This is a genomic window from Agromyces sp. NPDC056389, assembly GCF_042262385.1.
In the GTDB taxonomy this organism is placed as follows: Bacteria; Actinomycetota; Actinomycetes; order Actinomycetales; family Microbacteriaceae; genus Agromyces.
The window spans coordinates 190,335-202,151 of sequence record NZ_JBHJPN010000001.1 but is presented as its reverse complement, the minus strand read 5'-3'; the positions used below and the strand labels follow the sequence as shown (position 1 = coordinate 202,151).

At 69.2% G+C, this 11,817-nt stretch carries 10 protein-coding genes, 1 tRNA gene, 1 other RNA gene and 1 pseudogene; 5 read left to right on the top strand and 8 right to left on the bottom strand.

All coding sequences use genetic code 11. The features are described 5' to 3' along the window. Positions 1-221: 221 nt before the first annotated feature. Complete coding sequence (locus tag ACFCVM_RS00975) at positions 222-1,124, top strand: patatin-like phospholipase family protein (RefSeq protein ID WP_375832797.1); 903 nt, start codon at positions 222-224, stop codon at positions 1,122-1,124. 23 nt (positions 1,125-1,147) lie between these two features. Here ACFCVM_RS00975 and rnpB read toward each other — a convergent pair. The 6 genes and pseudogenes from rnpB to ACFCVM_RS00945 all read right to left on the bottom strand — a co-directional run bounded on the left by rnpB (position 1,148) and on the right by ACFCVM_RS00945 (position 6,293). Then, positions 1,148-1,525, bottom strand: an RNA gene (rnpB, locus tag ACFCVM_RS00970) — RNase P RNA component class A. A gap of 88 nt (positions 1,526-1,613) precedes the next feature. After that, on the bottom strand, positions 1,614-2,351 hold the full coding sequence (locus tag ACFCVM_RS00965) for a zinc ribbon domain-containing protein (protein ID WP_375832795.1): 738 nt from the start codon (positions 2,349-2,351) through the stop codon (positions 1,614-1,616). Positions 2,352-2,408: 57 nt separating this feature from the next. Next, positions 2,409-3,227 carry a Nif3-like dinuclear metal center hexameric protein gene (locus ACFCVM_RS00960; protein ID WP_375832793.1) on the bottom strand — a complete coding sequence of 273 codons (819 nt, stop codon included), beginning with the start codon at positions 3,225-3,227 and terminating at the stop codon, positions 2,409-2,411. Between the two features lie 58 nt (positions 3,228-3,285). Beyond that, a pseudogene (ribA, locus tag ACFCVM_RS00955) lies at positions 3,286-3,897 on the bottom strand (GTP cyclohydrolase II); the annotation flags it as partial. Between the two features lie 33 nt (positions 3,898-3,930). Then, complete coding sequence (gene tal / locus ACFCVM_RS00950; RefSeq protein WP_375832791.1) at positions 3,931-5,067, bottom strand: transaldolase; 1,137 nt, start codon at positions 5,065-5,067, stop codon at positions 3,931-3,933. Beyond that, the gene (locus ACFCVM_RS00945) at positions 5,064-6,293 is read right to left on the bottom strand and encodes an NAD(P)/FAD-dependent oxidoreductase (protein ID WP_375832789.1); all 1,230 of its coding nucleotides are present in this window, start codon (positions 6,291-6,293) and stop codon (positions 5,064-5,066) included. Before ACFCVM_RS00945 ends, tal begins: the two co-directional genes overlap by 4 nt. A gap of 138 nt (positions 6,294-6,431) precedes the next feature. On the opposite strand from ACFCVM_RS00945, the gene ACFCVM_RS00940 reads away from it, so the two are divergent. Both ACFCVM_RS00940 and ACFCVM_RS00935 read left to right on the top strand, forming a co-directional pair. Then, positions 6,432-7,103, top strand: coding sequence for a helix-turn-helix transcriptional regulator (locus ACFCVM_RS00940; RefSeq protein ID WP_375832787.1), 672 nt, complete (start codon positions 6,432-6,434; stop codon positions 7,101-7,103). Between the two features lie 37 nt (positions 7,104-7,140). After that, the gene (locus tag ACFCVM_RS00935; protein WP_375832785.1) at positions 7,141-7,563 is read left to right on the top strand and encodes a DUF1801 domain-containing protein; all 423 of its coding nucleotides are present in this window, start codon (positions 7,141-7,143) and stop codon (positions 7,561-7,563) included. 29 nt (positions 7,564-7,592) lie between these two features. Here ACFCVM_RS00935 and ACFCVM_RS00930 read toward each other — a convergent pair. After that, positions 7,593-7,665: transfer RNA gene (locus ACFCVM_RS00930), tRNA-Val, on the bottom strand. 54 nt (positions 7,666-7,719) lie between these two features. On the opposite strand from ACFCVM_RS00930, the gene ACFCVM_RS00925 reads away from it, so the two are divergent. Beyond that, complete coding sequence (locus ACFCVM_RS00925) at positions 7,720-8,421, top strand: hypothetical protein (protein WP_375832783.1); 702 nt, start codon at positions 7,720-7,722, stop codon at positions 8,419-8,421. A gap of 38 nt (positions 8,422-8,459) precedes the next feature. Here the strand turns inward: ACFCVM_RS00925 and ACFCVM_RS00920 are convergent, their stop codons facing one another. Further along, positions 8,460-8,915 carry a peroxiredoxin gene (locus ACFCVM_RS00920; protein ID WP_375832781.1) on the bottom strand — a complete coding sequence of 152 codons (456 nt, stop codon included), beginning with the start codon at positions 8,913-8,915 and terminating at the stop codon, positions 8,460-8,462. Positions 8,916-9,089: 174 nt separating this feature from the next. Here ACFCVM_RS00920 and aceE point away from each other — a divergent pair, with 174 nt between their 5' ends. Further along, positions 9,090-11,816: a pyruvate dehydrogenase (acetyl-transferring), homodimeric type gene (gene aceE / locus ACFCVM_RS00915; protein WP_375832779.1), complete on the top strand. Its 2,727-nt coding sequence runs from the start codon at positions 9,090-9,092 to the stop codon at positions 11,814-11,816. Position 11,817 lies beyond the last annotated feature (1 nt).

Sequence of the window (11,817 nt, the reverse complement as noted above, 5' to 3'; positions counted from 1 at the left end):
CCTGCTCGGGCGCGGCGGCACCAGGGATTCCGCGCCCTCGATCGCATTTCGAACGGTTCGCCGCCGAGCGTGCTAACGTGCCGGTGATCGTGATCGACCAGTTGGAGGTGAGACCCATGAACGCAGTATCCGCAATGGGTGCTCCCCCGCCGTCCGCGATCGCGCGACCCACGTAGTCGCAACCGGGAGCGCCGCACACGCAATCGCGAAAGGCGACTCCCATGAACACGACGACGAACAACTCGAACACGCGAGCCCTGGTGCTCGCCGGCGCCGGGGCTGCGGGAAACGCCTGGCAGCTCGGTCTCATCGCCGGTCTCTGCGACGGCGGTGTCGATCTCACCGCGGCCGATCTCATCATCGGCACGTCGGCAGGATCGACCGTGGCCGCTCAGATCACGAGCGGCACGCGGCCGGCCGACCTCTACGCCGCCATCCTCGCCGAGGCGCCTCGGCCGCAGGCAGCTGCCGGCGGAACCGGGCGGAGACGCGGCCCGACCTTCTCGGGGCCGAACTACATGGAATGGTCCGACCGGATCATCGATGCCGCTGCGGATGCACCCGACATGCGCCGTCGGATGGGCGCCGCGGCGCTCGAACTGGACACCTCGGACGACACGGATGCGTCCCGCTGGCACGACATCGTCGCAGCCCGGCTCCCCAGCCATGACTGGCCGGCGCAGCCCGTGTTCATTCCGGCAGTCGATGCCAGCACCGGGGAGCCGGTCGTGTTCGACCGCCGCAGTGGAGTGGGTCTGGTCGATGCCGTTGCGGCCAGCACCTCGGCGATGATCCCCTACCGCATCGGAGCGAAGCGGTACCTCAACGGCGGCTATCGACGCAGCTCGAACGCCGACCTGGCGGCCGGACACGAGCGCGTGGTGGTGCTGGAACCGTTCGGCGGCCGTTCGCGCACCCCGCTCGAATGGGGCATGGATCTCGCCACGCAGGTCGAGGAACTGCGTGCGGGGGGCAGCCTGGTCGAGGCCGTGTTCCCGGATGCCGGCGCGGGAGACGTGTTCAACGCGAATGCGCTGGACCCGTCGACGCGTCGGCCCGCAGCGCTGGGAGGCTACGACCAGGGCCGAGCCCTCGCCGAGCGATTCGCCGAGTTCTGGAGCTGAGGCTGCGGGAGTGGCGGAAGGTGCGAATGGGCCGGCTGATACGCCGGGTTCTGTTCACCGGGCGCTTTCGCGACACCGGCTGGACGGCCATCTCTCTCGGGACTACGTTGCCGCAGCCCTCCAGCGGTCTACCCGGGAACGGGACGGGCAGCCCCATCGTTCCCTGTCTGACCTTGCTCCGGACGAGGTTTACCGAGCCGACCGCGTCACCGCGGCCGCTGGTGGGCTCTTACCCCACCGTTTCACCCTTACCCGGCGCTTGCGCACCGGGCGGTCTGCTTTCTGTGGCACTGTCTCGCGGGTTGCCCCGGGTGGGTGTTACCCACCGTCCTGCCCTGTGGAGCCCGGACGTTCCTCGGCGCACGGCCAAAACCGTGCGACGCGACCGTCTTGCCGACCCACTCGCGGTTCGAGTCTACCGTCGGCGACCCGGCCCGGTTCGCCGCGGCATCCGGAGCCTGATCGCGGGCGGTCGGTTCAGAGCGCGGCTCAGAGGCCCGACTCGTCGGTGCGCACCAGGATCCGGTCGCACTCGGGACACAGGACGACCTCGTCGGGCGCTGCACGACGCACCGACTCGAGGTCGGATCCGGTGAGCGTGATGCCGCAGCCACCGCAGGTGCGTGCTCGCAGCAGGGCCGCTCCGACTCCCCCGCCGCGCACGCGTCGCTGCTCGTAGAACGCGAGCAGCGGCTCGGCGACGCCCTCGGCCACGACGGCGCGATCACGCTCGGTCTGCTCGCGCTGGACTCCGAGGTCGCCTGCAGCTTCGTCTCGCTCCGCCTCGAGCGCCGCCACCTCGGTGACGATCGCCTCGCGCTGCAGGTCGATGCTCGAGACGGCCACGTCGGCCTCCTCGACGCGCTCCATGACGACGAGCTCCTGCTCTTCGAGGTCGTTCAGGCGACGCCGGAGCGAGACGAGCTCGGACTCGAGGGCCGAGACATCCTTCACCGACGAGGTGTGCTGCAGGCGCTCGCTGTCGCGCGCGATGCGCGCCTCGACGATCGCGACATCGGATTCGAGGCGCTTGAGCTCGACGCGGGCGTCTTCGAGCGCGCCGAGCGCTTCAGCGCGCGTGCTGCGCACGGCCTGGTCACGCGCCGCGAATTCTGCGAGCGGCCCGGCTTGGGGCAGCGAGCCGAGCTTGTGCGCGAGCTGCGCGAGGCGGGTGTCGAGCGACTGGAGCCGCAGCAGTTGTTCCTGTTCAGCGGGGCTGGCCTTCACGTGGTGCTCCTCGTGGGATCGGGTCGTCGGTGAGGACGGTGGTCGGGGGGTCGCAGTTCACTGCACGATCTGGAAGTCCCAGGGATCGGTGCGGAGCTCGGAGACGACGACGGTGAGCTCGGGGTGGGCGGCGCGCAGCTGCGCGGCAGCGACGTCGAGCCACAGCCATTCGCTCGCCCAGTGCGAGACGTCGAGCAGGGCCGGGCCCCCCGTGAGCTTCGCCTGCTCGCGTGCCTCGGACGCAGGGTGATGGCGGAGGTCGGCCGTGATGTACGCGTCCGCGCCGCGCACGGCAGCGTCGCCGAGCAGCGAATCCCCGGCGCCGCCGCAGACCGCGACGGTCACGACGGGGTCGTCGAAGCCGCCGGAGACGCGAACGCCGGTCGCCGTCGCGGGGAGGATGTCCGCGAGGGCCCGGGCGAGGCGGCCGACGGTCGTGGGCTCGGGCAGGCGGCCGACACGGCCGATCCCGAGCGACGGATCGCTCGACGGTTGGATTGGCGTCGTCTCGACGAGCCCGAGCCGATCGGCGAGGACCGCCGAGGTGCCATCGGCGACGACATCCGCATTCGTGTGCGCAGTGACGAGCGCGCACTCGGCACGGATCAATCGCGTGATCAGGGAGCCCTTGTAGCGGTCTTCGGCGACCGAGGTGACCCCGCGCAGCAGCAGGGGGTGATGGGCGATGACGAGATCGGCGCCTTCGGCGATCGCCTCGTCGACGGTCTCTGCGACGGCGTCGACCGTGAGGAGCACTCGCTGCACCGGCGCGGCCGGATCGCCGGACACGAGTCCGGACGAATCCCACGCCTCCGCGCCCGCGATCGGCCAGAGACGTTCGATCGTCGTCAGGAGGTCGGCGAGGGTGGCGGTCACCCGCTCAGCCTACCTTCGGAGCGCAGGGCGTCGCGGCTCGACGCCGCGCCCGCGTCGATCAGGTGTCGGCGGGCAGCAGGTGCCCCATGCGATCGCGCTTGGCGCGCAGGTAGTCCAGGTTCGCCGGGACCGCACCGGTCACGAGCGGCACCCGCTCGACGACATCGATGCCGTGACGGGTCAGCTGGGTGATCTTGTCGGGATTGTTCGTGAGCAGCCGCACCGAATGCAGTCCGAGATCGCCGAGGATCGCCGCGGCGGCGACGTACTCGCGATCGTCGGCGGGCAGACCGAGCGCGAGGTTCGCGTCGAGCGTGTCGAGCCCCGACTGCTGCAGGCGATAGGCCTTGAGCTTGGCGACGAGACCGATGCCCCGCCCCTCGTGCCCGCGAAGGTACACGACGACTCCGCCACCGGCGATCTGCTCGAGCGCAGCATCGAGCTGCGGGCCGCACTCGCACTTCTCGGAGGAGAACACCTCGCCCGTCAGGCACTCGGAGTGCACGCGCACGAGGGCGCCCTGCGTCACCGGCGCGAGCGAGACGATCGCGAGGTGCTCGTCGCCCGTCACCCGATCGCGATACGCACGGAAGCGGAACGGCCCGTGCGCGGTCGGGATCTCGGTCTCCACCTCGAAGGCGACGCGCTCCGCGGTTGCGCTCGCGGATGCTTCACGGGTGGACTCGGACAGGTGCAGCATCCGTCATCGCCTTTCATTTCGCGCGGTCTCGAGCGCCGCGGCAACGGTCGCGACGAGTCGGACTCCGGATTCTCGGAACTTGGCGACGCCCTCTCGCTCGAGCGTCGCGGTGACGACGTCGTAGGAGATGCCGAGCCCTGCGAGGGCTGCGAGCACGGTGAAGGAGTCTTCGGCGCTCCCCCTGATGGTGTCGCCGCGGACTCGGCCGTGGTCGGAGAGGGCGTCGAGCGTCTTCTCGGGCATCGTGTTCACGACGTCGCGCGCCACGAGCTCCTCGACGTACATCGTGTCGCGCAGCGACGGATCCTTCACTCCGGTCGACGCCCAGAGCGGCCGCTGCACGTTCGCGCCGAGCGCTGCGAGGCGCCGCGCCCGGTCGGCGGCGAACTCCCGGGTGAACATCTCGTAGGCGAGCCGGGCATTGGCGATGCCGGCACGACTCCTGAGCGCGCGAGCCTCGCTCGACCCGATCGCATCGAGCCGTCGGTCGATCTCGGTGTCGACTCGCGAGACGAAGAACGACGCGACCGAGCGGATGCCTCGGAGTTCGATGCCCGCCTCGTGGGCTCGTTCGAGTCCCGTGAGGTACGCGTCGATCACCGCGCGATACCGGTCGAGACCGAAGATCAGCGTGACGTTGACACTGATTCCGAGCGCGATCGCCGCGGTGATGGCCGTCACCCCCTCGACGGTCGCGGGGATCTTCACGAACACGTTCGGGCGATCGATGTGCTCGGCGAGCGATCGCGCCTCGACGAGCGTCGCCCGCGCGTCGTGTGCCGCATCGGCCCCGACCTCGATCGAGACCCAGCCGTCGACGCCGCCCGTGGAATCGAAGACGGGTCGGAGGATGTCGGCCGCGTCGGCGACGTCCTTCGTCGTGAGCGCGAAGACGACGTCGTCCGCCGAGACGTTCTCGCCGGCGAGGGCGCTCATCTGCTCGTCGTAGGCATCGCTCCCGCCCACCGCAGCGGCGAAGATCGTCGGATTGGTGGTGACGCCGACGACGTTGCGCTCTGCGATGAGGCGCTGCAGGTCGCCGCTGAGGATGCGCTGCCTCGACAGGTCGTCGAGCCAGATGCTGACGCCGGCTTTCGCGAGCGCTTCGGTCGGAGTCGGCGGCGTGCCGTGGGCGTTCACAGCTCCTCCAGCGGGACACCAGCGTCGGCGAGGCGCGACGGGTCGACCCGATGGCCTCGCCTGATGACGCCCTGCACCGCCTCGTTCACATCCCAGACGTTCACGTTCATCCCGGCGACGACTCGGCCGTCGGCGACCCAGAACGAGATGAACTCCCGCCCGTCTCGGTCGCCGCGGTAGACGATCTGGGCATCGCGGGTGAGCGGGCCGAAGCCCGAGTACTCCATTCCGAGGTCGTACTGATCGGTGTAGAAGTACGGGATGTCGTCGTAGGACTCGAGCTGTCCGAGCATCGAGCGGGCCGCTGCTGCGCCGCCGTGCAGCGCATTCGCCCAGTGCTCGCTGCGCAACCGCATGCCGGCGAGCGGATGGTACGCCTCGGCGATGTCGCCCGCGGCCCACACGTTCGTCAGGTCGGTTCGGAGCGCGGCATCGGTGAGCACCCCCGAACCGATCGCGGCGCCGGCACCGCGGGCCAGGTCGAGGTTCGGAACCGCGCCGACGCCGACCAGGACGAGATCGGCGGCGAAGTGCTCGCCATCGTCGAGTCGAACGCCGGTTGCGCGGCCGCCTTCGCCGGTGATCTCGGTCACGACGACCGAGGTTCGCAGTTCGACGCCGTGCTCGACGTGCAGCTCGGCGAACATGCCGCCGAGCTCGTCGCCGAGCGCGTTCGCGAGCGGCACCGGGTCGCGTTCGAGGATCGTCACCTCGTTGCCGAGCGTGCGCGCCGTGGCGGCGACCTCCATGCCGATCCAGCCCGAGCCGATCAGCACGACACGTCGGCCGCCCTTGGCGAGCTCCTCGTGCAGCGCTTCGGAGTCGTCCAGCGTGCGCAGCGTCCGCACGCCGTGCAGCTCGGCGCCCGGAATCGTCAGGCGCCGCGCGGTCGAACCCGTCGCGAGCAGCACGGCGTCGTACGCGATCGAGTCCCCCGAGTCGAGCTCGATGCGCTGGGCGTTCGCGTCGAGCGCCGTGACCACGGTGTCGAGCCGGAGGTCGATGTCGTGCTCGCGGTACCAGCCCGTCGGTTCGACGAACACCGAGTCCCGCTCGGCGGTGCCCGCGAGGTACTCCTTCGACAGCGGAGGCCGGATGTACGGGTGGTGCGTCTCGGCGCCGATGAGACGGATGCTCCCGCCGAAGCCCGCTTCACGGAGCGTCTTGGCCGCGGAGGCGCCGGCGAGGCCCGCTCCGACGATCACGAAGTTCGATGCGCTGCTCACGACCCACCCGCCTCCGATGCGACGCGATCGCACCTCTCGTTCTCGACTGTACGAGGGCGGAATTCTTAAGTCAACGATTCTTGTTTTAGATCGATCTCTTTCGTCAAGACCCGTCGTTTTAGAGTTAAGCTGACACGCATGGAGGACTCAGCACGCCAGGACGACCTCGCTGCCGTCGCCTCGATCGCGGACCCGCAACGACGGGCACTGTTCGAGTTCGTTGCACGGCATCCCGACCGCGTCGGTCGAGATGAGGCCGCCAGTGCACTCGGAATGGCCCGCGGAACCGCGGCCTTCCACCTCGACCGCCTGGTGGAGGCCGGCCTGCTCGTCGCGGAGTTCCAGCGGCGCAATGGACGCTCGGGGCCGGGGGCCGGTCGCCCCGCGAAGCTCTACAGCGCCGTCCCGGGCGAGATCTCCGTCTCCGTGCCCGAGCGTCACTACGACCTCGCGGCAGAACTCCTGAGCCGAGCGGTCGAGGAATCCGATCGCACCGGCGCGCCCATCCGTCCGACGCTCGAGCGGGTGTCGGCGAGTCTCGGTCGCGCTCTGGGCGCCGCCTCCGATTCGTTGGACGAAGTGCTGGAGCGGCTCGGCTACGCGCCCGTCGACGACGGCGCCGACGGATTGCTGCTCACGAACTGCCCCTTCCACCGAGTGGCGCAGAACCACACCGCGACGATCTGCGGGGCGAACGCGGCCCTGTTGCGCGGCGCCGTCGAGGGACTCGGTGATCGCCAGTGCTCGGCAGTGCTCGAACCTCGCGACGGCTACTGCTGCGTGCGATTGGCGGCGAGAGCGCCGATGTAGCTCGCCGAAGCGGTCGCAGGCGGGCTAGCGTGGATGCATGAGCCCGAAGACGGTACCGACCGACGCGAGCGTCGAGGCGTTCCTGGACGCCGCCGCACCCGCTCGCCGACAGGTCGAAGGCCGCCGCCTCGCGGAGGTCTTCCGCGAGGTCACCGGTGCTGACCCGGTCATGTGGGGCCCGTCGATGGTGGGATACGGCAGTTACCGCTACATCTCCCCCGCCAACCCGCGCACTCGAGGCGATTGGCCGAAGACCGGGTTCTCGCCGCGCAAGGCGCAGCTCACGTTGTACGGGCTGAAGGATCTCCCCGCGAGTGCCGACCTGCTGCCGAGGCTCGGCACGTACACCGAGGGTGCGGGCTGCATCTACGCGAAGAAGCTGGAGGACCTCGATCTCGACGTGCTCCGCGAGCTCATCGCGATCGCATGGGCCCGTCGCGACGATCCGGAGCCCGCGTAGGGCTACGTACGACGACCTGTCGACTCGGGTGGGCCCTGCCGGGCTCGAACCGACGACATCCACGGTGTAAACGTGGCGCTCTACCAACTGAGCTAAAGGCCCGCGACCGCGCGCGGCGCACGCCAATGCTATCGCGAGCTGCCTAGACTCACCGCCATGGAGCCGATGCAGCAGCATCCGAGTCGGAGCACGCCGACGGAGCATCGATGGCCATCCGTCATCGCCGTCGTCGTCGCGCTCGCGCTGTACGCCGCGCTGCCGAACGAGTTCCTCGGGGCACAGCGCTTCATCGTCGTCTTCTTCGGCCTCGCGCTGCTCGTGCCGCTCCTGATCGCGAACCCGCACCGGCTCACTCGCCTCTCCCCGTTCACGAAATGGGCGTCGATCACCCTCGCGGCAGGGCTCGTCGTCGCGAACCAGATCACGCTCGTCCTCCTGCTGGTGGCACTCGCCGGCGGCGAGGCAGACGACGCGCACGGACTGCTCCTCTCGGCGCTGCAGGTCTGGGTCGCGAACGTGATCGGATTCACGCTGCTGTACTGGGAACTCGACCGGGGCGGTCCGGTGATGCGCACGATGGCCGCCCGCGCCGAGCTGCCGCCGGCCGACTTCCGGTTCCCGCAGGACGAGGACGACGACGCCGTCACCGAGGTCGCCGCACGCTCCTCTGCGGTGCGCGACTGGATGCCGCGGTTCGTCGACTACTTCTACTCGGCGCTCTCGAACTCGATGGCCTTCAGCGCGACCGATGCGATGCCGTTGTCACCGCGCTTCAAGCTCCTCATGGCACTGCAGGCGTTCGGCGGCTTCCTGATCCTCGCGCTCGTGATCGCCCGCTCGGTCAACATCCTCGGCTGAGCCCCGAACCGAGGCGAGCGGATGCTGCGGCAACGCGCTCAGAGGGCCGTGAGCGCCTCTCGGTACTGCTCCAGGGACCGCGCCTCGCCGCGTGGCGTCGCGAAACTCGCGGCGACGATCCCGTCGGCATCGATCAGGAACGTCGCCCGCTCGGCGAGCCCGGTGCGCGCGTCGAACGCGCCGAACGCGTCTGCCACCGCACCGTGCGGCCAGAAGTCGGCGAGCATGGGGAACTCGTAGCCCTCGCGCTCGGCCCACGCGCGCAGGGTGTGCTTCGAGTCGACGGAGATCGCGTGCAGCGCGACATCTGGCCCTTCGAACATCGCGACGTTGTCGCGCAACTCGCAGAGTTCGCCGTGGCAGATGCCCGAGAAGGCCAACGGGAAGAAGACGAGGGCGACGGCCCTGCCCCGGAGCTCCGAGAGCCGCACGGGCTGGCCGAACTGGTTCACGAGCGTGAAGTCGGGCGCGGCGGCGCCGGGAGCGAGGATCACGGGACGGCTTCCTTCCACAGGACGTTCGGTCGGACCGAGGGCTCAGCCTACCCCCCACCCAGCGGGCATAGAATCACTAGGATGGCGTGGTGCCACCCGGCCGAGAACCGGCCCATTCGGCGTGCGCACATCCCACACCCCGCAGGCACGATCTGCTGAAGAGAGAGGTCGAGTGTGACTGTCAACGACCAGGATCCCTACTCGGTCGAGGCGATGGACGCCGATCCGGAAGAGACTTCCGAATGGGCCGAATCCCTTGATGCGCTTGTCGCCGAGAAGGGACACCAGCGCGCGCGAGAGATCATGCTGAGCCTGCTGAAGCGCTCGAAGGAACTGCACCTCGGTGTGCCGATGGTTCCGACCACCGACTACTTGAACACGATCGCCCCCGAGAACGAACCCGAGTTCCCCGGTGATGAGGAGATCGAGCGCCGCTACCGCGCCTGGATCCGGTGGAACGCCGCAGTGCTCGTGCATCGTGCGCAGCGCCCCGGCATCGCCGTCGGCGGTCACATCTCGACGTACGCCTCGTCGGCCGCGCTCTACGAGGTCGGTTTCAACCACTTCTTCCGCGGCCAGGACCACCCCGGCGGCGGCGACCAGATCTTCGTGCAGGGCCACGCCTCCCCCGGCACCTACGCCCGCGCCTTCCTCGAGGGCCGGCTGTCGGCCGACCAGCTCGACGGCTTCCGTCAAGAGAAGTCGCATGCGCCCAACGGGCTCTCGTCGTACCCGCACCCGCGCCTCATGCCGGAGTTCTGGCAGTTCCCGACCGTGTCGATGGGCCTCGGTCCGATCAACGCGATCTACCAGGCGCAGACCAACAAGTACCTGACGAACCGCGGCATCAAGGACGCGAGCGACCAGCAGGTCTGGGCGTTCCTCGGCGACGGCGAGATGGACGAGGTCGAGAGCCGCGGTCAGCTCCAGGTCGCCGCGAACGAGGGCCTCGACAACCTCAACTTCGTCATCAACTGCAACCTGCAGCGCCTCGACGGCCCGGTGCGCGGCAACGGCAAGATCATCCAGGAGCTCGAGAGCTTCTTCCGCGGTGCCGGCTGGAACGTCATCAAGGTCGTCTGGGGCCGCGAGTGGGACGACCTGCTCGCCCGCGACCACGACGGTGCGCTCCGCAACCTCATGAACGTCACCCCCGACGGCGACTACCAGACCTACAAGGCCGAGTCGGGCGCCTACGTGCGCGAGAACTTCTTCGGTCGCGACCCGCGCGCCCTCGAGCTCGTCTCGCACCTGTCCGACGACGAGGTGTGGGGCCTGAAGCGCGGCGGTCACGACTACCGCAAGGTCTACGCCGCGTTCAAGGCGGCGAGCGAGCACAAGGGCCAGCCGACGGTCATCCTGGCGAAGACGATCAAGGGCTACGGCCTGGGTCCGGCCTTCGAGGGGCGCAACGCGACCCACCAGATGAAGAAGATGACCCTCGACAACCTCAAGACGTTCCGCGACCAGATGCGCATCCCGATCACGGACGCGCAGCTCGAGGAGAACCCCTACCTGCCGCCGTACTACACGCCCGGCGACCAGGACGAGGCGATCCAGTACATGCACGAGCGTCGTCGCGAGCTCGGCGGCTACCTGCCCGAGCGCCGCTCGAACCACACGGCGATCTCGCTGCCCGACGACTCGGCCTACGCGATCGCGAAGAAGGGCTCCGGCACGCAGGAGATCGCCACGACCATGGCGTTCGTGCGACTGCTGAAAGACCTCATCCGTTCGAAGGACTTCGGCCACCGCATCGTGCCGATCATCCCCGACGAGGCGCGCACCTTCGGCATCGACGCGTTCTTCCCGACCGCGAAGATCTACAACCCGAACGGCCAGCACTACACCTCGGTCGACCGCGAACTCCTCCTCGCCTACAAGGAGAGCCCGCAGGGCCAGATCATTCACGTCGGCATCAACGAGGCCGGCGCCATGGCGTCGTTCACGAACGTCGGCACGTCGTACTCGACGCAGGGCGAGCCGCTCATCCCGGTCTACGTCTTCTACTCGATGTTCGGGTTCCAGCGCACGGGCGACGCGATGTGGGCTGCCGGCGACCAGATGGCGCGCGGGTTCATCATCGGCGCGACGGCCGGCCGCACGACGCTCACGGGCGAAGGCCTCCAGCACGCCGACGGCCACTCGCCGCTGCTCGCGTCAACGAACCCGGCAGTCGTCTCGTACGACGCCGCGTACGGCTACGAGATCGGGCACATCATGCGCTCGGGCCTCGAGCGCATGTACGGCGGCTCGCACAGCGACCCGAACGTCATGTACTACCTCACGGTCTACAACGAGCCGCTCGTGCAGCCCGTCGAGCCCGAAGGCGTCGACGTCGACGGCATCGTCCGCGGCATCCACCGCCTCAACACGTCGGATGTCGCAGGACCCAAGGCGCAGCTCCTCGCCTCGGGCGTGTCCGTGCCCTGGATCCTCGAGGCGCAGCAGCTCCTCGCCGCGGACTGGGGCGTGTCGGCGGATGTCTGGTCGGTCACGAGCTGGTCGGAGCTGCGCCGCGACGGCCTCGCCGCCGACGAGCACAACTTCCTGAACCCCGACGCCGAGCGCCAGGTCCCGTACCTCACGCAGAAGCTCACCGGGGCGAACGGTCCGTTCGTGGCCGTCTCGGACTTCATGCACGCGGTCCCCGACCAGATCCGCGCCTACGTGCCCGGTGAGTACGCGACGCTCGGCGCCGACGACTTCGGCTTCTCCGACACGCGGCCTGCTGCACGTCGCTTCTTCAAGATCGACGGTCCGTCGGTCGTCGTCCGCACGCTCGAACTCCTCGCAGACCGCGGTGAGGTCGACCGTTCACTCCCCGCCCAGGCGATCGAGAAGTACCGCCTGTACGACGTGAACGCCGGCACCACCGGATCGGCCGGCGGAGAGAGCTAGC

What these genes read in the sequence shown, in the direction of transcription:
- ACFCVM_RS00975 (WP_375832797.1), top strand. Translation starts at nt 222, where the DNA reads ATGAACACGACGACGAACAACTCGAACACGCGAGCCCTGGTGCTCGCC.
- ACFCVM_RS00940 (WP_375832787.1), top strand. Translation starts at nt 6,432, where the DNA reads ATGGAGGACTCAGCACGCCAGGACGACCTCGCTGCCGTCGCCTCGATC.
- ACFCVM_RS00935 (WP_375832785.1), top strand. Translation starts at nt 7,141, where the DNA reads ATGAGCCCGAAGACGGTACCGACCGACGCGAGCGTCGAGGCGTTCCTG.
- ACFCVM_RS00925 (WP_375832783.1), top strand. Translation starts at nt 7,720, where the DNA reads ATGGAGCCGATGCAGCAGCATCCGAGTCGGAGCACGCCGACGGAGCAT.